The 20,118-nt window shown below is 70.8% G+C and carries 18 protein-coding genes and 1 pseudogene; 11 read left to right on the forward strand and 8 right to left on the reverse strand.

Features of this window, described 5'->3' with window-relative positions:
• Positions 1-232 precede the first annotated feature (232 nt).
• Positions 233-2,005, reverse strand: coding sequence for a methylation-associated defense system protein kinase MAD6 (gene mads6 / locus ACSDR0_RS41240; protein ID WP_435294403.1), 1,773 nt, complete (start codon positions 2,003-2,005; stop codon positions 233-235).
• Between the two features lie 200 nt (positions 2,006-2,205).
• On the reverse strand, positions 2,206-2,979 hold the full coding sequence (locus tag ACSDR0_RS41245; protein WP_435294404.1) for an SDR family oxidoreductase: 774 nt from the start codon (positions 2,977-2,979) through the stop codon (positions 2,206-2,208).
• A 241-nt stretch (positions 2,980-3,220) separates the two neighbouring features.
• On the opposite strand from ACSDR0_RS41245, the gene ACSDR0_RS41250 reads away from it, so the two are divergent.
• The 5 genes from ACSDR0_RS41250 (at position 3,221) to ACSDR0_RS41270 (ending at position 6,862) form a co-directional block, all read left to right on the forward strand.
• A complete protein-coding gene (locus tag ACSDR0_RS41250; protein WP_435294405.1) occupies positions 3,221-3,619 on the forward strand; it encodes a phage holin family protein in 399 nt (132 codons plus the stop codon).
• Positions 3,616-4,305, forward strand: a complete 690-nt coding sequence (locus tag ACSDR0_RS41255; protein ID WP_435294406.1) for a DUF3618 domain-containing protein — start codon at positions 3,616-3,618, stop codon at positions 4,303-4,305. The genes ACSDR0_RS41250 and ACSDR0_RS41255 overlap by 4 nt, the downstream gene beginning before the upstream one ends.
• Positions 4,306-5,313, forward strand: coding sequence for a YihY/virulence factor BrkB family protein (locus ACSDR0_RS41260; RefSeq protein WP_435294407.1), 1,008 nt, complete (start codon positions 4,306-4,308; stop codon positions 5,311-5,313). It begins immediately after the preceding gene.
• Positions 5,314-5,794: 481 nt separating this feature from the next.
• Complete coding sequence (locus ACSDR0_RS41265) at positions 5,795-6,370, forward strand: hypothetical protein (protein WP_435294408.1); 576 nt, start codon at positions 5,795-5,797, stop codon at positions 6,368-6,370.
• A 9-nt stretch (positions 6,371-6,379) separates the two neighbouring features.
• Positions 6,380-6,862 carry a VOC family protein gene (locus ACSDR0_RS41270; RefSeq protein ID WP_435294409.1) on the forward strand — a complete coding sequence of 161 codons (483 nt, stop codon included), beginning with the start codon at positions 6,380-6,382 and terminating at the stop codon, positions 6,860-6,862.
• A 58-nt stretch (positions 6,863-6,920) separates the two neighbouring features.
• Here ACSDR0_RS41270 and ACSDR0_RS41275 read toward each other — a convergent pair whose 3' ends face one another.
• A complete protein-coding gene (locus tag ACSDR0_RS41275) occupies positions 6,921-7,616 on the reverse strand; it encodes a TenA family protein (protein WP_435294410.1) in 696 nt (231 codons plus the stop codon).
• 204 nt (positions 7,617-7,820) lie between these two features.
• Between ACSDR0_RS41275 and wrbA the strand changes: the two genes are divergently transcribed.
• The 4 genes from wrbA to ACSDR0_RS41295 all read left to right on the forward strand — a co-directional run bounded on the left by wrbA (position 7,821) and on the right by ACSDR0_RS41295 (position 11,078).
• On the forward strand, positions 7,821-8,456 hold the full coding sequence (gene wrbA, locus ACSDR0_RS41280; protein ID WP_435294411.1) for an NAD(P)H:quinone oxidoreductase: 636 nt from the start codon (positions 7,821-7,823) through the stop codon (positions 8,454-8,456).
• Between the two features lie 233 nt (positions 8,457-8,689).
• On the forward strand, positions 8,690-9,202 hold the full coding sequence (locus tag ACSDR0_RS41285; protein WP_435294431.1) for a MaoC family dehydratase: 513 nt from the start codon (positions 8,690-8,692) through the stop codon (positions 9,200-9,202).
• A gap of 27 nt (positions 9,203-9,229) precedes the next feature.
• A complete protein-coding gene (locus ACSDR0_RS41290; protein WP_435294412.1) occupies positions 9,230-10,390 on the forward strand; it encodes an acyl-CoA dehydrogenase family protein in 1,161 nt (386 codons plus the stop codon).
• Positions 10,391-10,643: 253 nt separating this feature from the next.
• Entirely contained in the window at positions 10,644-11,078 is a 435-nt protein-coding gene (locus ACSDR0_RS41295) for an HIT family protein (RefSeq protein ID WP_435294413.1), read from the forward strand.
• 176 nt (positions 11,079-11,254) lie between these two features.
• On the opposite strand, the gene ACSDR0_RS41300 is transcribed toward ACSDR0_RS41295, so the two are convergent.
• The 3 genes from ACSDR0_RS41300 to ACSDR0_RS41310 all read right to left on the reverse strand — a co-directional run bounded on the left by ACSDR0_RS41300 (position 11,255) and on the right by ACSDR0_RS41310 (position 16,126).
• Positions 11,255-11,656, reverse strand: a complete 402-nt coding sequence (locus ACSDR0_RS41300; protein ID WP_435294414.1) for a peptidase inhibitor family I36 protein — start codon at positions 11,654-11,656, stop codon at positions 11,255-11,257.
• Positions 11,657-11,994: 338 nt separating this feature from the next.
• Positions 11,995-12,630, reverse strand: a complete 636-nt coding sequence (locus ACSDR0_RS41305; RefSeq protein WP_435294415.1) for a hypothetical protein — start codon at positions 12,628-12,630, stop codon at positions 11,995-11,997.
• A gap of 94 nt (positions 12,631-12,724) precedes the next feature.
• On the reverse strand, positions 12,725-16,126 hold the full coding sequence (locus tag ACSDR0_RS41310) for a BTAD domain-containing putative transcriptional regulator (protein ID WP_435294416.1): 3,402 nt from the start codon (positions 16,124-16,126) through the stop codon (positions 12,725-12,727).
• Positions 16,127-16,663: 537 nt separating this feature from the next.
• On the opposite strand from ACSDR0_RS41310, the gene ACSDR0_RS41315 reads away from it, so the two are divergent.
• Together ACSDR0_RS41315 and ACSDR0_RS41320 are read left to right on the forward strand one after the other, a co-directional pair.
• Positions 16,664-17,188 (forward strand): hypothetical protein, encoded by a 525-nt coding sequence (locus tag ACSDR0_RS41315; protein WP_435294417.1) that lies wholly within the window; start codon positions 16,664-16,666, stop codon positions 17,186-17,188.
• Complete coding sequence (locus ACSDR0_RS41320; RefSeq protein WP_435294418.1) at positions 17,071-17,409, forward strand: tyrosine-type recombinase/integrase; 339 nt, start codon at positions 17,071-17,073, stop codon at positions 17,407-17,409. Before ACSDR0_RS41315 ends, ACSDR0_RS41320 begins: the two co-directional genes overlap by 118 nt.
• A 184-nt stretch (positions 17,410-17,593) precedes the next feature.
• Here the strand turns inward: ACSDR0_RS41320 and ACSDR0_RS41325 are convergent, their stop codons facing one another.
• Together ACSDR0_RS41325 and ACSDR0_RS41330 are read right to left on the reverse strand one after the other, a co-directional pair.
• The gene (locus ACSDR0_RS41325) at positions 17,594-18,613 is read right to left on the reverse strand and encodes a WD40 repeat domain-containing protein (RefSeq protein WP_435294419.1); all 1,020 of its coding nucleotides are present in this window, start codon (positions 18,611-18,613) and stop codon (positions 17,594-17,596) included.
• A gap of 314 nt (positions 18,614-18,927) precedes the next feature.
• Positions 18,928-20,062: pseudogene (locus ACSDR0_RS41330) on the reverse strand (IS256 family transposase); the annotation flags it as partial.
• Positions 20,063-20,118 lie beyond the last annotated feature (56 nt).

Raw genomic sequence — 20,118 nt, forward strand, 5'->3', positions numbered from 1 at the left:
CAGGCCCCAGGGAGCCTTCCCGCGCGGGCCCTCACCCCCGGCCTGAAGGCCGGAGCACTGGCCCGCATCCTGGTAGCGGTCGTAGAGCACCGCGAACAGGTCGGGGCGGTGCCGGGACCGTTCTATCAGCTCGGCGTCGTCGATTCTCGCCGGTGCGTCAGGGGGAGCGGCCATGTGCCGGGTGTCCCTTCCGTGGGTTACACCCTTACTCCGTCGCGCGGCCGATTCGCCTTCACGGCTGTTTTCCGGTGATACGCCGGATTCTCATCCTGAGCCTGCCGAGCAGCGGCTCCCGTACCGGTGCGTCCTCGTACCGCGCGGGTGCCTGAGGAGGGGGGCCCGACGGGTGGCTTCCCGGCCCGCGGTCCTCCGGCCGTTCGGTGTCCGCCACGCCGGTGCTCGCCAGGGCGACGCCCGCCGCGCCGGGGGCCTGGGGGGCGGGGCCCTGGGGGGCCGGGTCCAGAGGGTGGCCCACGTGCTGGGGCCGGAGATCCTGGGGCGGGAGATTCTGAGACCGAGGATCCTGAGGGCGAGAATCCTGAGGGCGAGGATCCGCTGCGGCGGGGGTCGCCGCGGTGGGATCCGCTACGGCGGGGGTCGCCGCGGCGGGGTCCGGTACGGCGAGGTGCTGCGGGGCGGGCTGGGGAGCGGGCTGCGGCGGGCGGGGCCGCCGGGCCCGTCGCAGGTCGGCCAGGGCCTCGGCGGCACCGGGACGCTTGTGCGTCGCGTGGTCGCGCATGCGCCGCAGCAGGTCCATGACCTCCACGGGTGCCTCGCCGGAGGCGGGTTCGGCGTCGGGGGTGGGCGGGGGAAGCTTCCCGGTCAGCAGCTGGAAGGCGATCACCCCGGCCGCGTACACGTCGGAGGCGGCCGTCATCCGCTCGGGCATGGCCTGGCACTCGGGGGCCGCGTAGTGGGTGTCGAGGACGTTGGGCAGCTCGTTGGCCACGGTGTGCGCGCGAGGTCCCGGCTTGGCGTAGTCGAACCCGGTGAGCATGGCCCGGCCCTCCTCCGTCACCAGCACGCACGCGGGGCTGAGCGCCCGGTGGATCACGTTGTTGGCGTGGACATGGGCCAGGCCCAGCAGCATGTCCTCCACCACGTCCAGGCGGGCGGCGGTGGAGAGTGTGGACGGGGAGGCGGTGAGGTGCAGGTGCAGCGCCTGGCCGTGCACGTCGTCGAGGACCAGCACGAACCGGCTCTCGTCGTCGATGGCGAAGAAGTCGCGGGCGCGCACCACGCACGGGTGCGGGGGAATCCTGGTGAGGGCCTGGTAGGCGTTGGTGATCAGCCGTCGTTCGGCCGCCCTCGGTTCCTCCTCGGCCAGCGGGTCGGCCCGGTAGACGCGCAGCAGGACCGTCTCGCTGCCCGGGACCGTCGCGTTGATCGCGCGATACTCGGTGACCCGGTTGTCGCCGCCCAGCTGCTCCTCCACCTCCCAGCTGCCGAAGCGCGGCGGCGCCGTGGAGCGCCGCACGCTCCCGTTGAGCGCCTCGATGATCGCGGTGCCGTACGGCGCGGTGTCCGTGGTGTGGCCGCGCCTGACGCGGGAGACGTCGCTCAGCGTGCCGATCAGCCCGGCGAGGTCGGTGACGTGCCGCGAGTCGCGGCCGGCGGGGTCGACCAGTTCGGCGTCGGCCCCGGTGAGCACCACGAGGCTGTCGACGTAGACGCGGTCCAGCTCGCGGCGCTCCTGGGTGAGCAGGCCCTTGAGAGCGCGCCCGTTGCCGCGCAGCTTGGCGACGGGGGAGCCGAACGCCTCACGCCGCAGCGGGAACCAGCGGGTCCCCGCGACCTCGATCCGGCCGCGGGTGCCCTTGACGTCGATGACGCAGAGCGAGTGGCCGGTCAGGACGATCACGTCCACCTCGAAGGTGTCGTCTCCGCGGGGCACCTCGATGTTGTGCAGCAGCAGCCAGTCGTCCGGGGCGTTGTCTCGCAGGTGTGCGATGACCCGTCGCTCGGCGTCGTTGACCGGGCTTCCGCCGCCGACGATCTGTGCCATCTCTAGCGTGCCGCCTTCCTGCTCGCACTCATCGTGTCACGCAATATCCCAAGAGGCTCATCTTCGCCCGTACCTCTACTTTTCCACCACCGGACACGCGGGCCTCCCTATGATCATGACGTATCCCGGTCGCGAGAGTGATCGACCTTTCCGGCACGCCGGACGCGCGGGGGCTGCGCCTTCGTACTGGGCGTGGGGGCTCAGGTCTCGCCGAACACGTCCCGCCGGGTGAACGGCGCCGCGGCGAACCGGCGCAGGACCTTGCCGGTCGTCAGCCAGCGGACGTGGGCGCCGTTACGGGCCTGGGACACGGCCCGCTCGGCCAGCCAGGGGGCGACGGTCTCCACCCGGTCGGCCAGGATGTTGAACATCCTCCTCGCCTTCCGCAACTCCTGCGGATCGTAGTCGTGGGTGAGCAGGTCGGTCACCACCATCCCCGGGCTGAGCAGCCCGATCGACACGCCCGGAGGCATCTCCCCGGCCGCCGATCCCGTCAGGTAGGTCACCGCCCGCTTGGTCGCGCCGTAGACGCCCAGCCCGGGGACCGTACGACCGTCGCTGCCCAGCCCCTCCATGTTCCACACGTGCCCGGACCCCTGGGCGGCCATCCCGGCCACCGCCACCGCCGTGCCGTTCAGCACGCCGGCCAGGTTCACGCCGACGACCGTCCGGGCCTCGTCCTCCGGCAGCCTCCACAGCGGCTCCCGGCGGTGGGAGACCCCCGCGTTGTTGATCCACAGGTCCACCCGCCCGAACCCCCCGGCCGCCGCGTCCCACAGGGCCTGGACCTGACTCCGGTCGGCGACGTCGGCGACCATCGCCAGGACGTCCCGCCCGGCCAGCTCGGCCTCGGCGCGCTCCACCGACCCGGCGCGGCCGCCGCACAGCGCGACGCGGTGACCGCGCTCCAGGAACGCTCTGGCCATGCCGAGGCCGATGCCCCGGGTGCCGCCGGTCAGCACGATGTTCGTCATGGTCGCCTCGCGAGTGGTCGGTGGACGGTGGCGGGGAACGGCTCGCCGCGAAACGGCCGCGGCCGGTCGCGAGCCCTCCGGCTCCGGCCCGAAGGAGGGTGGATCACGGGCCGGTGAGTAGTTTGCCGTGCGGTACGCCACGGTGTCGCCTCCGCGCCCCACTGTGATCATCGCAGACAGGCCCATGTTTGCCGGGGGAGGAGAGGGTAGACGTCTTCTCCTGTAGGGGAGGAGGCGGTCCATGACCAACACCAAGGAATCACTGCCGACGTCCGAGTTGATCCGGCAGATGTCGGAGCAGGTATCGCGTCTCGTCAGGGACGAGCTGCGCCTGGCCAAGGCGGAACTGACGGAGAAGGGCAGGCACGCCGGAATCGGCGCGGGGCTGTTCGGTGGCGCGGGGGTCGTGGCCCTGTTCGGGGCCGGTGCCCTGGTCGCCGCGGTGATCCTGCTGCTCGCGCAGGTCATGCCCCCGTGGGCGGCGGCCGCGCTCGTGGGCGGAGTGCTGCTGGTCGTGGCCGGCGCGCTCGGGTTCTTCGGCAAGCGCCAGGTCGCAGAGGCAGCCCCGCCGACCCCCGTACGGACCATCGAGAGCGTCAAGGACGACATCGACGCGGTGAAAGAGAGGGCCCACCGATGACTGAGACAGACCCGGGGGGACCTGACCGGCCCCATGCCGTGGCCGGAACCACCGGATCCCGCAGGAAGGGCGTCGACGAGCCCATAACGCCGGACGAGAGCGGATCGCTGAACATTCCGCCGAACCAGCCGGAGGGTACGCCCCGCGAGGACCTCGGCGTCCCGGAGTCCGAGCGCGACGGCACGCCCCGGCTTCCGGAGGGCGCGGCGACGACCGCCCCGTACGTCAACACCGGTAACACCGGTGGCGGCGTGACGGAGGTCGGCAAGACCGTCGGAAACGACGGGAACGACACGGAGACCGTGCGGCGGGACATCGAGGACGCCCGCCGCGAACTGGGCGACACAGTGGAGGCACTGGTGCACAAGACCGACGTCAAGGGCCGTTTCCAGGAGACCGCCGCTCAGGTGGGCGACGACCTGCGCAAGGTGGGGGCGGCGACCGCCACCACGGCCACCGAGATGGTGGAGCGGGTCAAGGTGGCCGCTCCCGAGATGGTCGGGCGCGTGAAGGAGGCGGCCCCCGAGGTCGTCGGCCGGGTCAAGGAAGTGACTCCCGTCGAGATCAAGGACGCGGCGGGCAGGGTGACGACCGAGGCGGGCAAGCGCCCCGTCGTGACGATCGCGGCGATCGCCGCGCTCATCCTGGTCGTCTTCCGCGTCCTACGGCGTGGCAAGAAGAAGTAGATGACCGGTAGCACCGACAGAGCCGCCCCCGACGATTCGCGGGGGCGGCTCGCCCTTGTCCCCGACACCCCCTCGCAACTGCCCCGGGGGGCATGGTGGGGGGTCCTCAAGCGGACCGTCCTGGAGTTCCAGCGGGACGGCCTGCCCGACTGGGCCGCGGCCCTCACCTACTACGCGGTGCTGTCGATCTTCCCCGGCCTGATCGTGCTGGTGTCCGTGCTCGGGCTGGTCGGCCAGGACGTGATCTCCACGATCCTGTCCCAGGTCGCCGCGCTCGCCCCCGGAGACGTCACGAAGCTGGTGGAGGACCAGGTCGACCAGGTGCGCGGCAGCGGCAGCGCGAGGGGTTTCCTGGCGATCGCCGGTCTGCTGGTGGCGCTCTGGTCGGCCTCCGGCTACATCGCGGCCTTCGTCAGGGCCGGAAACGCGATCTACGACATCCGGGAGGGGCGCCCCCTGTGGAAGCTGACCCCGCTGCGGATCGGGCTGACACTGGTGTTCGTCGTCCTGATGGCCACCGCCGCGGTGGCCGTCACCTTCACGGGAAGGCTCGCCGAGCTGGCGGGCGAGGCCCTGGGAGTCGGGCAGACCGCGGTCACGGTCTGGGGGTACGCCAAGTGGCCGGTCCTGGTGCTGATCGCCACGGGCCTGGTGATGCTGCTCTACTGGGCCGCGCCCAACGTCCGCCAGCCGGGATTCCGCTGGATCAGCCCAGGCGGGCTGCTGGCGGTGCTGCTCTGGGTCGTCGTCTCGGCCGGGTTCGCGGTCTACGTCGCCAACTTCGGCTCCTACGACAAGACCTACGGCACGCTTGGCGCCGTCGTGGTGTTCCTGGTCTGGCTGTGGCTGTCCAACATGGCCATCCTGCTGGGCGCGGAGTTCGACGCCGAACTCATGCGGGAACGCCGGATCGCCGGAGGTCACCCGCCGGAGAGCGAGCCGTACGCCGAGCCCAGGGACGAGGCCGAGGACGAGAGCGGCCCCCTTCCCGGTCCCGGCGAACGCTGACCGGCCTCCGGGCGAACGGTCGTCCCGCCTCCGGCCGGGCGCCGTTCCGCTTTCGGCCGGGCGCTGCCCCGCGTCCGGCCGGGTACCGTCCCGCTTCCGGGCCGGACACCGCCTCCGCTCCCGGTCGGATGGTCGCCCCGCTCTTGCCGGACGTCGTCCTCCGCTCCCGATGGACGCCCTCCCCGGCTCGCCGGGGGGCGGCGCGGCCACCGTGTCCCGGAGATCTTGCCGATACCCGCGCGCTCAGGCGAGCCAAACTCATGTCTGTCGGGGTAATCTGACCGTTTCCGGGTGGGCGGCGGACCCCCTCCTCTCCGCCCACCCGGGCCCTCCCTCACCCGATGCCCCGTCAGGTCCTCCTCAGGGCCCCTTTCCGGGCCATAAGGCCGAACTATCCTGATCTCAGGCACGCGGAGGGCCGGGCGCATGTAGCGTTCTCGGACAGGACACGATTCTCGGGGCAGGACACTCAGGAGGTCTCATGCGCCGTGCTCTCGGGATCGCCGCAGGCCTTGTCCTCATCGCGGCAGCCCTGTCGCCGCTGCCTCAGGCCCAGGCCAGCTGCGTCACCGCCGCCAGGAAGTGCCAGGGCGAGCCGCTGATCGGCATCGAGCTGGCGGCCGGGGCCGTGCCCCGCCCGGATGCGGCCGGCCGGGTCTCCTACACCCTCGACTACTCCATGAAATGGACCCCCTCCTTCGCCCCCTACTGGGGCACCTTCTGGGTGGGGGGCCGCTTCCCCAAGGGCGCGCGGGGCCCCGCCGAGGCGGTGATGCTCGACGCCACCGGCGGGCGGCTCGCCGTCCTGCGCTGCCGCAAGCACTCCGACGGCGTCTGGTGCGCCGCCGGAAGCCACGTTCCGCACCGGGGGCGGATCGTCTTCACGGCCCGCCTCGCGCCCGGCACCGGAGCCGAGGCCGCGGCCAAACTCGGCTTCGACAGCTTCGAGGGGCTTGACCGCGGGGAGTCGGGGCGCCGCTTCAGCCGAGCGGAGGCCCGCGAGCGATTCTGCAACCACCGTTTCACCACGACCGTCACGACGACGCAGGCCCCCTGAGGAGACGAGTTGAACGCCGTACTGACCGGTGTGCACCACCTCAAGATCTGGGTGAGCGACCTGGAGCGGAGCCGCTCCTGGTACGAACGGGTTCTGGGGCTGGAGCACCGCACCAGCTTCCAGGACGAGGACGGCGTGATCAGGGGAATGAGCTTCGCGGTTCCCGGCGCGGCCTTCCAGATCGCGCTGCGCGAGAACCCCGGCCTGGCCAGGGCGCTCTTCGACGCCGACCCCTTCGCGCTCCAGGTCACCCTTGAGGGGCTCGGCGAGTGGGTCGCCCGTCTCGACGGTCTCGGCGTCCCGCACAGCCCGATCATCAGGGCCTCCGCGGGCCACGCGCTGGGCTTCGTCGATCCCGACGGCGTCCAGATCCGCCTGTACGCCCCGGACGAGGAGGTCCACGCCACCCAGGTGGACCCGGCGGGCGTCTACCGGCCCGATCAGGCCGCCGACTTCACCCCCGCTCCCGCCCCCGGGCGGGATCGGGACTGAGGCGTCCCTCTCTCACGGGCGGGGGCGGGCGATCGTCCGGCGTTCTCGGCGCGGGAGCTCAGGAACCGGCGGCCATGTCGAAGAAGCGCAGCTCCAGCCCTACGGCCCGGCGGAAGAAGTCGAGCACGCGCAGCCGCCCCTTCTCGTCCAGCTCGGGGCCCAGCCGGTCCAGCTCGTCGCGCAGGAAGTGCACCCAGGCGCGGAAGGCCGGGCCCTCGTGCAGCTCGATCCACTCGCGGTGCACGAAGTTGTCGGGAAGCGGCTCCTCGGCCCGGCCGGCCCAGCCCAGATAGGTCCATTCGGCCACGCACAGCACGGCCAGGACGAGCGGGTAGTCCTGGCTGGTCCTGGCCTCGTCCATCAGGGCGCGGAAGTCCTCCGTCACCGGCTCCAGCTCGGGGGAGGTCAGGTCGGCGGGGGCGGCGCCGAGGGCGGCCAGGGCCCGGTGGAAGTACGTCACCTCCTCGGTGGTGGCGATCTCGCCCAGGAACTGGCCGAACGGAACCCGCGACTCGAAGCTGTCCGCGCAGGCCACGGCCGCCCCGAGCAGGGCGGTGAAGGAGTCGACGAACTGGAAGTCCTGGATCAGGTAGCGGCGCATGTCGTCGTCGGGGACGTCACCCCGGGTGATCGAGGCCGCGAACGGGTGGTTCACCACCGCCGTCCACTCCGGCTCGCTCATCGAGCGCATCCACTCGCTGAAGGTGGGATCGATGGCACTCGCGCGCCACTCGTCATAGGCGGTCTGCTCCACGGGGCCTCTCCTCGCGATCTCGGCATCTCGGCATCTCGATCAGCGTGAATGCTAGCCCCGCCCGGTCCGGCGCGCGGAGGCCGCCGCGCATTCCGTGATCGCCCGAGTCAAGGAGTCTTTGCAGGTCGAGATGGGTTCTTCTGGGGATCGTCGGGCACGTTTCGCAGGACGATCCCGGAAGGGCGCCCGAAGGGATGTGGGGCAATGACCGAAGAGGTGGTGGCCGAACCGGTCGTCAACGCCGCCGTCATCTACTACTCGGCCACGGGTACGGTCTTCGCGCTGGCCAAGGCCGCCGCCTGCGCCGCGGAGAAGGCCGGTGCCGAGGTCCGCCTGCGCAAGGTCAGGGAACTCGCGTCGGCCGAGGAGATCGCGGCCAACGAGGGCTGGGCCGCCCACGCCGCCGCCACCCAGTACGTCCTGGAGGCCTCGCTGGAGGACCTGAAGTGGGCCCACGTGCTCCTGTTCGGCACGCCCACCCGCTACGGCAACCCCACCGCCCAGATGAAGCGGTTCATCGACAGCACGGGCCGGCTGTGGGTTCAGGACCTGCTGGTCAACAAGATCGTTTCATCGTTCACCGCCAGCTCGACGGCCCACGGCGGGCAGGAGAGCACGATCCTCGCGATGAACAACGCCTTCTACCACTGGGGCGCGATCATCGTGCCGCCCGGATACGCGAACCCTGTCCAGTACCAGGCCGGCAACCCGTACGGCGCCAGCCACACCTCCGACAACGGCACGATCCCGCCCGGCGACGTGCAGCTGGAGGCCATGAGCTTCCAGGCCCGGCGGGTGGTGGAGGTCGCGGCGGCGTTCCTCCGCGGGCGCCTGCCCTGACGGCGGCCCCACCCCGCGATCGCCGGGCACTCGCCGCCGTCGCGTCATCTCCGGAGGGTTCCGACCGGGGGGCCGGTCGTCGTTCTCGGCCCGCGCGCCGGGCACGGTCCGCGAGGCGCCACCCCCGCCACCCGGCCGGCACTTGATCGAGACCGCGCGAGCGGGCCATTGACCCCTGAAACGTCAGACGATTAGCGTCGAGGTCCCGCAGCCCAGGGGAGAGAGCGTTGACCGTGCACGAACCCGGCCTCGGCCGGTACTACGAGGACTTCGTCGTCGGCGACGTTTACCAGCATCCGCTCGGCCGCACGATCAGCGAGGCCGACAACACCTGGTTCACCCTGCTGACGATGAACACCAACCAGAACCACTTCAACGCCCACTTCGCCGAGCGCGCCCCGGTCGGGAAGATCATCGTCAACTCCGGGCTGTCCGTGGCGATCGTGCTCGGCATCTCGGTGATCGACGTCAGCCAGACCGCCCTGATGAACCTCGGCTGGGACGAGATCAAGCTGACCCACCCGGTCTTCCTGGGCGACACCCTGTACGCGGAGTCGATCGTGCTGGAGAAGCGGGAGTCGCGGTCGCGACCCTATGCCGGGATCGTCACGTGCAAGACCCGCGGCCTCAACCAGGACGGTGACGAGGTCATGTCCTGGCGCCGCGCGGTGATGGTCTACCGCCGGGACGCGCCGCAGGACAAGAACTACTTCCCGCGGGCCAAGACCGGCCCGCTCACCCCCTGACGGCCACTTCGCGGAAAGGACCTCGTGATGGACTTCGAGCTCAACGAGGAGCAACAGCTGTTCCGCCGGACCCTGCGGGAGTTCGTCGACAAGGAGATCGTTCCGGTCGCCTCCGAGTGGGAGCGGGACGGCCGCTATCCCACGGAGATCGTCGAGGGCTTCAAGGAGATGGGGCTGTTCGGGATCACGATCCCCGAGGAGTACGGCGGGCTGGCCCTGGACCGGGTGTCGTTCGCCCTGGTCTTCGAGGAGATCGCGCGCGGGTGGATGGGCGTGGCAGGGGTGCTCGGCTCGCACTCCCTGGCCGCCTGGATGATCGCCAGGTACGGCACCGAGGAGCAGAAGGACGCCTACCTGCCGGACCTGGCCACCGGCGCCCGCCGTACCGGCATCGCGCTGACCGAGCCCGCGGCGGGCACCGACCTGCAGGGCATCCAGACGCGGGCCGTCCGCGACGGCGACCACTACGTGATCAACGGCACCAAGACCTGGATCACCAACGCCCGGCACGCCGATCCGATGCCCGTCCTGGTCAAGACCTCCGTCACCGACCCCGCGCACCGCGGGATGTCCCTCATCCTCGTCGAGGCGGGAACCCCCGGGTACACCGTCAGCCGCGACCTGCCCAAGCTCGGCTACAAGGGCACCGAGACCTGCGAGATCGTGCTGCAGGACGTGCGCGTACCGGTGTCCGCGCTGCTCGGCGGGGCCGAGGGGCGGGGCATGCAGCAGGCCCTGTCGGCCCTGGAGCTCGGCCGGGTCAACATCGCCGCCCGCGCGGTCGGGCTGTCCCAGTGCGCCTACGACGCCGCGCTGAGCTACTCGCGCGAGCGTCACGCCTTCGGGCAGCCCATCGCGGATTTCCAGGCCATCCAGCTCAAGCTCGCCGACATGGCCACCGACATCCAGGCGGCCCGGCTGCTGACCTACTGGGCGGCGGTCCGCTCCGAGAGCGGCGCGGTGAACTCCGAGGCCGCGATGGCCAAGTACTTCGCCTCGGAGGTCGCGCTGCGCGCCACCACGGAGGCGATGCGGATCCACGGCGGCTACGGCTACTCGCAGGAGTTCGTCCTCGAGCGCCTCTACCGCGACGCGCCCCTGATGGCCATCGGCGAGGGCACCAACGACATCCAGCGGATGGTCATCGCGAGGTCCCTCATCTCGGGGACGGCCAAGGTCGGCTGGTGACGTCGGGTGGTGGCGTCGGCCGGTGAGGCGGCCCCGCTCCGGTGATCGCACTGAGGAGGTCGTACGGGCCGCCCGGCGCACCGGGGGCGTGCGGGCCACCGACGCACCGAGGGGGTTTGTGCGGCCATCCGGCGCCGTGCGGCCATCCGGCGCCGTGCGGCCATCCGGCGCCGTGCGGCCATCCGGCACTGTGCGGCCACCCGGCGCGCCGAGGGGGTCGTACGGGGCGTCCGGCGTCTCCTATCCTGACGTGATGCCGGTTTCCGAAGTGGTGCCAGGTGAGGGCTGTCTGTTCTGTGCCATCGCGGCCGGGGAGCGACCGGCCCACGTCGTCCTCTCCGACGGCGTGGCCGCCGCCTTCCTGGACACGCGACCGGTCTTCAAGGGCCACGTCCTCGTGGTCCCGCTGACCCACGTCGAGACGCTGGCTGACCTGCCGGAACCGATGGTCGGCCCGTTCTTCGAGCGCGTCCGCGCCCTCTCCGCCGCCGTCGAGCGGGGCCTGGAGGCGGCCGGCACGTTCGTCGCGATGAACAACCGGATCAGCCAGAGCGTCCCGCACCTTCACGCCCACGTCGTTCCCCGCAACCGCAAGGACGGCCTGCGCGGCTTCTTCTGGCCCCGGACGAAGTACGACGACCCCGCCGAGGCCGAGTCCTACGCCCGCCGCGTCCGCGAAGCCCTCTGAACCCACCTCGGCCGTCTCCGGTGGATTGATTTTGATCTACATTGTAAAGGCGCCAGGCCGGTCGACGATCACGTTCCGGAAGGCTCCGGATCGCGACGCGCGGGTCGCGGAGACCGGCACGACGGTGCGGCCGCGGCTGGATACCGCGGCCGCGCCGTCGCGTCAGGGCCGAGGGGTCAGCCGTTGGTGTAGAAGGCCGGGTAGCCGGCGCAACTGTTGGTGGTCAGGCGCTTGATCGCGCTGGTCTTGTCGTTGAACTTGTACGGGTCGGCCCCGAGCCTGCGCACGCTTTCCCCCGCGCGCAGGCAGAAACGCCGGTCGGAGAACCCGCTGTCGTCGTACAGGACCCAGGCGACGTCGTCGCTGTTCCTCACCGAACTGGCCCGGTCATTCCAGTCGTACGAGCCGAGGTTCGCCACCGAGCTGCCCCAGATCTCGTTGACGCTCTCGAACTCGCTGCCGATGTAGAGGCGCAGTCCTCTCTCCTCCGCAAGGGCTGGGGAGGCGGCTCCCCACAGGCCCAGTGAGGCGGCGACCATCGTGGCACCGGCGACCACGGACATGAAGCTCTTTCGCACGAGTTTTCCTTTCATCGGCTCCGCGGGCGTGTCCGCGGAGCTCCCCGTTGACTCCTCTCACCCTGCGGACGGGTGCTTGTGCCGCTCTTGGCCGCCGCTTGGCCGCTGTACGGGGGAGCGGCCGGCCGGGTCGTTCCCCGTCGTGCGAGGGCGGCGCCGGCGTCGTTCGACGAGGCGTCTCCCGGGTCACCGTTCGCGGGACTCCTCTCACGACCGGAATGTTCTGAGCGATGGTTTCGAGGCGGCTCCGATCTGTGTGAACGCCCTGCTTCGCGGCTGGCGACCCGGACCCGGGGGAGGGCCGGTTCGGGAAACTCCCGGCAGTGGACGGCCCGCGCTCACGTTCCGGCGACGACGGCGATGATCAGCACGATGAGGAAGGGAAGCCCCAGCGCGCCTGTCCAGATGATCAATTTCCGGGAACCCGTCATGAGAGCGCCGAGGAACACCACGGCGGCCAGCCCGAACGCGATGCCGGCGGGCACCAGGAGCGCCCACCACACGCCGCGTGCCCCGGTGGGCAGTACCCGGTCCCCCTCGGGGGTCAGCGCGGCGGGGAAGATCTCGCCCACCTCCACCTCCGGGATGGTGTCGATGACGATCGGTTCCTTCGACGGGTCATCGAACACGAAGCGCGCCTCGCAGTCATGACGCGTGCGCCTCGACCGCCCGCTCCCCGTGGTGTGAGACTCGCAGGACACGACCGTCGCGGTTCCGGACGCTCCCGTGTCGTCGTCGAGCGCCACGTCCAGGCTCTGGGTGGACTGCGTGACGACGATGACGAACAAGCCCACCAGCGCGGCGAACAGGGCCGTCATGGTGATCAGGGACAGCGCCCTCCTGACGGCCTTGCCGATGGTGAGGCGCTCCGGCGGCGTGGCGGGCGCCGGCTCGCGGCTCGCGGTCCTCATCGGCGAACGGCCGGCCGTGGCCTTCCGGGGGCGTCGTGTCGTGGTCTTCCGCGTACGGGTCACGCCGCCCACCTTGTGCGCCGGCACTTGGGAACCGCCTGTGACCGACTGGCAGGGAGGGCCGGCCTCGCTCAAAGGTGGCCGGGCCGGTCCCGGATCAGGGTTCGGCGAGGTCGGCGCGTCCTCGGCCCATCGTGTGGAGCCTTTCGAGGGCCTGGCGTTCCCACAGCGGGGATTCCCAGCGGCGTGCGACCTTCATCGCGTGCGTGAGGTGCTCGGCCGCCTCCTCGTCACGGCCGAGCAGGAGTGCGAGTTCTCCGAGGGTGTGCGCCATCGGGCGTGCCACCAGGGAGTTCGACGAGGCTCCGGGCAGTACGTCGCGGAGCGGGAGGAGGGTCTCCATCAACTCCCGGGCCTCGTGACGGTCTTCCAGCGCGACCACGGCCATGGCCCGCAGGGTGGCCAGCACGGAGTGGTAGAAGTCCCGGCGCAGCGGCGGCAGGCCGGCGCGGAGTTCTCTGGCCTCTTCGAGCCGCCCGGTGGCGGCCAGGGCGAGGGCCAGCGCGTCGGCGACGAGGGGGCCCGTGGTCTCGTGGAGTTCGCGCAGCATCGGCTCGTGCTCGCCGATGCGGCCCTGACCGATTCGGATCGTGGTCAGCGCGAGCCCGTGGACCAGGCGGGCGTGGATCGATCCGTTCCGGACCATTTGCTGGTAGGCGTCATCGTAGAGCCGTTCGGCCTCGTCCAGGCGTCCGGCGATATGGGCGAGCATCGCGTGCGCGCATGTTCCGACGACCAGTGCCTCCGGCATGTTGTACGTCCGCGCGATTTCCATGCCGCGTTCCACCCGGTCCCGCAGCGCCTTCTTGTCGCCGAAGGCCGCGGCGGTTGTGGCGGCGGTGAATTCGGCGAACCACCGGTGGGTGACGAGGTCGTGCTCCGCGGCCACGGCGGCCAGTCTCTCGGCGAGGGGGGCGCGCACGTCCGCCTCGCGTTCGTAGTCGGCCTCCTTGATCAGGAGGGTGAGCGCCATCGCTGTCAACGTCGGCTCGTCGAGGTCCTCGGCCAGCCTGGCAGCCTCCCGCGCCGCGGCGGCGCTGCGGGGGTCCCCCTCGCCGTTGAGCTCGCCGGCGAGCGCTTCGAGGAGGCGGCACCGAGTGGCCGGATCAAGGTCGGTACGGCGCAGCAGCCGCGTGAGCAGATCGACCGCGTGCGCGTCCACCACACCGTAGGGACGGATCTGCCACGGCGTCGCCTCGGTCCACGAGGTGAAGGCGGCCGCCAGCAATTCGTCTCGGCCGGACTCCTCGGCGATCCGGATGGCCCGCGCGCGCGTGTCGCGGGCCGCGACGACGGCTCCGGCGCGTACCTGCGCCCTGACGAGTTTTCCCAGCAACTCGACGCGCCGGATGTCGCGGTCGCCCTGCCCGGCGGCCCGGTCGAAGCAGTCCAGTGCCTGGGTGAGCAACTCGGCGGCGGTGTCGTGGGCGTATCGGCGGGTGGCGACCTCCGCGGATCTGACCGAGTAGTCCACGGCCAGCGCGGCCGTGGCCGATGTCGCCGCCACGGCGTGGTGGTGCGCGAGCGCGGTCAGGTCGTCGGGGCGCAGCGTCCGCAACGCGTCGGCGACCCGTGCGTGCATGCGCGTCCGCCGTAGCTGGGAGAGATCCTGGTAGAGGGTCTCGCGTACGAGAGTGTGCATGAACCTGACCCGGCCGGGCGACGGCTCGATCAGCAGTCCGGAGAACACGCCGGCCTCCAGCGCGTCGAGGACCGCGTCCTCGTCGCTGTCCGCGGCGTTGACCAGGACCTCCACCTCCGCTTCCCGGCCGACCACCGCGGCCAGGCGGAGTACGCCGACCGCCGCCGCCGGAAGCCGTGCCAGGCGGCGACGCAGCACGTCCCGCACGCCGTCGGGTACCACCGAGAGCTTTCCCTCGCTGGCCAGCAGCCGGGCGCTCTCCCAGACGTAGAACGGGTTTCCGCCGGTGCGCTCGACCAGCGACGCGAGTGTCTGGGGAGCCACGGGCTCGCCACAGACCGACCTCACCAGCCGCTCGACGTCGCCGGCGGGCAGTCCGTCCAGGTGCAGCCGTGCCGGAGCGTGCCGGGCGATCACCGCGAGGACCTCCTCCTGGGCTTCGGTGATCTCCAGGGACCGGAAGGCGGCGATCAGCAGGATGCGGGCGTCACCCATCTGCTCGACGATGGCCCGGAGCAGGGCGATGGTCTCCGTGTCCGCCTTGTGGAGATCGTCCAGGACGATCGCCAGCGCGTGGCGCGATGGGCCGTCGGTGATGGAGCGGAGCCAGGCGCACACCCCGCGATGGAGCCGGAAGCGCCCGGCCGAGGCGTCATCCTCGATCAAGGGCGCCTCGCCAAGGAGGGGGGCGAGCGTCTTCTCGTGCTCACCCGGCGGGAAACGGCTCGCCAGCGGCCGCAGGGCCTCAAGCCACGCCCATGCCGGGGGTGCGCCCTCCGTCTCCGGGCAGCGTCCCACGCTCACCAGCCACTGCGACGGATCCAGGCTCTCGCGCAGGCGCCCGAGGAGCGCGGACTTTCCCGCCCCCGGCTCTCCGGTCACCAGAACGATCCCGCGGGCTCCGGCGAGCACCTCGTCCGCCGTCCGTGTGAGCGCGGCCAGCTCGGCCGTCCGTCCCACGAACAGCGGTGCGTTCGGCCCGGTCCCAGGGGGGGTGTCCGCGGCGGTGGCCCCCGGCCGCGCGGGCCCCGCCTGCGCGCCGGGCGCGGGTGAGGTGACCGTGCGAGGACGGTGCCGTGCGATGGAGGCGTGAAGCAAGTCCGTGCGCTGGTTGAGGATGGCGTTCTCCAGCTCGACGAGCGCGGAGCCGGGATCGAGGCCGATCTCGCGGACAAGCGTCGTACGGACCCTGCGCAGCGCCTGGAGCGCGTCGGCCTGGCGATCGCTGCCCCACAACGCCAGCGCGAGCAGCCTCCAGCCCTCTTCGCGCAGCGGCTGCCGGCGGGTGAGCATCTCGGCCGCGGGAACCGCGTCGGCGGCCGGCGCCGACTGGAGCGTCATCGCCACGCAGAGCTCACGGGCGCTCTGTCTGAGCTCCTCCAGCCGGGCCACCTCGGAGACGGCCCATGGCTCGTCCGCGACCTCCGCGAACGCCTCTCCGCGCCACAGCGCCAACGCGTCCGTGAGAAGCGTGCGCGCGTGCGCGGGGTCGTCGCCGCTGCGCTCCCGCGCCTCGCGGACGAGCCGTTCGAAGAGCCAGGCGTCCACCGCGTCGTCCTGCAGGCGGGCCGCGTACCCCGGGGCGGCGCTGATCAGCACGCGAGCCGGGGCACGCGGCGGCCGGTCGGGCTCGATGGCCCGGCGCAGGTTCGCCATGTACGACTGGAGTGACGCGATGGCCTGGGAGGGAGGAGCGCTGCGCCACAGGTCGTCGATGAGCCGGTCGACGGAGACGACATCGCCCCTGGCGAGGATGAGCCGGCACAGGACGGCGCGCGGGAGCCGTGCGCTGAGGGGAACGGGCGCGCCGTTCACCTCGGCGTGAAACGAGCCGAGCACCCGAATGTGGATCGTCACCGGACGGGCCCGAGCAGAGGGCCGGAAAAGCCGATGGCGCATCCGGCCGGTTCCCAGCGGCCACTGGCGAGCGCCCATACCGGCGCCACGATGAACACAGGCGTATCGTAATGGGCCTGCCCCAAGGCCGAGTAGCGGATGCCCGGACCGGCGGGCCTGCCGGGACGGCCTCTTCGCCCGGGATGCCGGCCTGCCGGACACGCGCCGACGCCGGGCGATCTTTGTCACTCGTGACGGATCAGGGCGGGGCCAGGGGTAGAAGGTCCGGTAGCCGGCGCATCCGCTGTTCTGCGGCCAGGCCCCGGCCACCGAGGAGATCTTGTCGCCGAACTTGAATCTGTGGAGATCGTCGACGTACTCTCCCGGCCGGCGGCAGGCCAGGGGCCCTGCGGCGTAACTCTGGGGGATATCGCCTCGGCATGCGGGCCTCTCTGGGAAGGGCCAGGGCATGCCGATCAAGCGAATGCGTCAGACGGCCCAAGTCGCGATCAAGCGCCGCCCCAGTCGGCTTTCTAGTGTCGCTGACGCAAAACGGATATGCAGGCCGTCCCGCCCCGGGGTGGCGCTGGTTCATACCTACTGAAACCATGGATCGGCGCGGCTCTGCGCCCGACCCAGGGCAGGTACGCCGTCGAGGCCGGTACCGGCCGGCTGCTGGCCCCCGGCGGCCGCTACGAGCACATGCCGCTGCGCCCGGCCCACATCGAGACGACCGACGTCAAGCAGTTGGCCGCCGCGACCCGCGCGCTGGGCGCCCCGCACCCAGGGGAGTGGGTGGAGGCCGCCCTGGAGGCCGCCGTGGACAAGGCGGTCACCAAGGAGCGCGGCTCGCAGATCGTCATGCGCCTCGCGCAGCTGGCCGGGCTGCTGGACCTGGCCGACACCGCCGAGACGGACATGCTGCGCGTGCGCCTGGCCGTCGCCGACCCGTCACCCAGATCATCGTGGCCATCGGCCAGGACGTCGGACTTCCCGGGCTGCGGCCGCACCGGCTGCGCCACACCTACGCCACCCGCCTGCGCCAGGGAGGCGCCGATGCCGCCCAGGTTCAGGCGCTCCTGAGCCACACCTACCTGGAGACCGCCGCCCGATACCTCCGCGCCGGACCTGCCGAGCAGGCCGCCGTCGTCGAGCGCTACGCCGCCCTGGTGGAGCAGATGCAAGCCGAGACCACCGCGATCCTCGCCCTGGCCGACGAGCTCGCCAAGGGGACAATCGAGACCGTGCTGGCCAAGAGCGACCTGGAACTCGGCATCGAAGCGCTGCGCGGCGGACAGCTTTAACCACCTTGGGCCCACCCCGGTTCGCTCGCTACCGGGAGGGGTTTTGAGAGTTTCGAGAGGGGTCTTACGCGCGTGCGCGCGAGGCAGTCGGCCGACGCCGTGATGGTGGGCCCGTAGAGGCCTCCGGGGAGGATCGGACCGGATTTTGGCGGTAGGGCTGAAGCGGTGATGAGCTACTACTGGGTCAGCGGGCCTGCCACAACTTCACGCTCTTGTCGTTGCTGCCGGTGGCGAGGGTTGCGCCGTCCGGGCTGAAGGCCACCGAGTTGACACTGTCGGTGTGGCCGGTGAGGGTGGCGACGGTGTTGCGGCCGGCCACGTCCCACAACTTCACGCTCTTGTCGAGGCCGCCGGTGGCGAGGGTTTCGCCGTTTGGGCTGAAGGCCACCTCATAGACATGGTCGGTGTGGCCGGTGAGGGTGGCGACGGTGTTGCGGCCGGCCACGTCCCACAACTTCACGCTCTTGTCGGAGCTGACGGTGGCGAGGGTTTCGCCGTCCGGGCTGAACGTCACCGAGAAGACAATGTCGGTGTGGCCGGTGAGGGTGGCGATGGTGTTGCGGCCGGCCACGTCCCACAACTTCACGCTCTTGTCGTTGCTGCTGGTGGCGAGGGTTTTGCCGTCCGGGCTGAACGTCACCGAGGAGACGGTGTCGGTGTGGCCGGTGAGGGTGGCGATGGTGTTGCGGCCGGCCACGTCCCACAACTTCACGCTCTGGTCGAGGCCGCCGGTGGCGAGGGTTTTGCCGTCCGGGCTGAAGGCCACCGAGTAGACCTCGCTGGTGTGGCCGGTGAGAGTGGCGATGGTGTTGCGGCCGGCCACGTCCCACAACTTCACGCTCTTGTCGGAGCTGACGGTGGCGAGGGTTTCGCCGTCCGGGCTGAAGGCCACCGAGTGGACACTGTTGGTGTGGCCGGTGAGGGTGGCGACGGTGTTGCGGCCGGCCACGTCCCACAACCGCACCGTGTCGTCGGCGCTGCTGGTGGCGAGGGTTTTGCCGTCCGGGCTGAAGGCCACCGAGAAGACGAAGTGAGTGTGGCCGGTGAGGGTGGCGCTCAGTGCGAAGTTGGCGGCGTTTGGTGTGGTATCGGGGGTGCAGGCGACCGTGGTCGGCACGCCGATGGCGGCCAGGGCGCCGAGCCCGCCCAGGAGCACGGTACGGCGAGATAGTGAGCGGCGCTGCCGCGGAGGGATCGTATTCACACCCCTAGGTGTAGAAGATCACGCTTGAGATCGACTTGTATGTCTCTGCAACACCCTCTGCCCGCCGGGGCCGAGCGGCTCGCCGGCGGCGAACAGCTCCGGGGTCGAGGAACACGGGGACAGCCATTGGCGGTGAGATGGATCATGGTGTGGATGGTCACCACGACCTCCCGCCATGTTCGGGCCGAAAAGCTGACTCGACACTGTTGGTCGTGCACAGCCCTGACCTGCTTGGCTTTGTAGGTGAGATAGGGAGGGTCACGTCCAGCGGAGTGGTGTATGAGTTGATCTCCGCGTGATCCTATTTCTGCAGGTTAAGCGGTGAGTGTCTGCGGGATGGGATTCTGCTGCGGTGTGTCGCCGCAGATCATGCGTAGCCGGGTTTTGGCCAGCACGTCCAGGCCCATGTAGCGGCGGGCCTCGGTCCACTCGTCGGTCTGCTCGGCCAAAACCGCACCGACAAGACGGACGATCGAGGGCCGGTCGGGGAAGATCCCGACCACATCGGTGCGCCGGCGAATCTCCTTGTTCAACCGCTCTTGCGGGTTGTTCGACCAGATCTGCTTCCAGGTCTCCCGCGGGAAGGCGGCGAAGGCCAGCAGCTCGTCGCGGGCGGCGTTCAGGTGTTCACACGCGGCCGGATACTTGGCCTCCAACGCGTCGATCACCCAGGTGTGCTGGGTGCGTACCTGCTCGGCGGTGGGCTGGTCGAAGATGGTGCGCACCAGCGTCGCCACCCAGGGCTGGGCGGATTTCGGAACGGTCGTCAACAAATTGCGAGTGGGTACGACAGCGCTGCCAGGACGCGCCGGGCAAGGTCGCGCCGATCGCGCCGACCAGCCCGGTGTGGGCATCAAAGATGACCAGTTGCACCCCGGAAAGACCGCGAGTCACCAGGCCACGTAGGAACGCCAGCCAGCCCGCGCCGTCCTCAGCGGAGGTGACCTCCAGCCCCAGGATCTCCCGGTTGCCGTTGGCATTGACCGCGGTGGCCACCAACACGTACACGTTGATGATCCGCCCGCTCTCGCGCACCTTCTGCGTCAACGCGTCCAGCCAGACGAACGCGTACGGGCCGGTGTCCAACGCTCGGGTGCGGAAGGCCTCCACCTGGGCGTCCAGCACCTTGGCCATCTCGCTGACCTGGCTTTTGGAAATGTGTTTGATGCCGAGCTGTTCGACCAGTTTGTCCACCCGCCGGGGCGGTGGAGGTGTCGATGCCCTGGTCGAGGACGACGAGGCCACCCCACGCTCCTGGAGTTCCTCCGACAGCTCGATAAGGTTTTCCAGGGAGCGGCCGAGCCGGTCGAGTTTGGTGACCACGAGCTGGTCGCCCTCGCGCGCGACGAGGAGGGCCTTGTCGAGCTCGGGCCGGCGGGCGAGCTTCCCGCTGGCCTTGTCGGTGAAGATCTGCTCGTAGCCGGCCGCGCGGAGCGCGTCCTGCTGGGCTTCTGGGTGTTGGTCCCGGGTCGATACGCGCTACCCCGATTCTCATGATCGAAGTG

Origin of the sequence: Streptosporangium sp. G11, assembly GCF_051192615.1 — a bacterium.
Taxonomy (GTDB): Bacteria; Actinomycetota; Actinomycetes; order Streptosporangiales; family Streptosporangiaceae; genus Streptosporangium.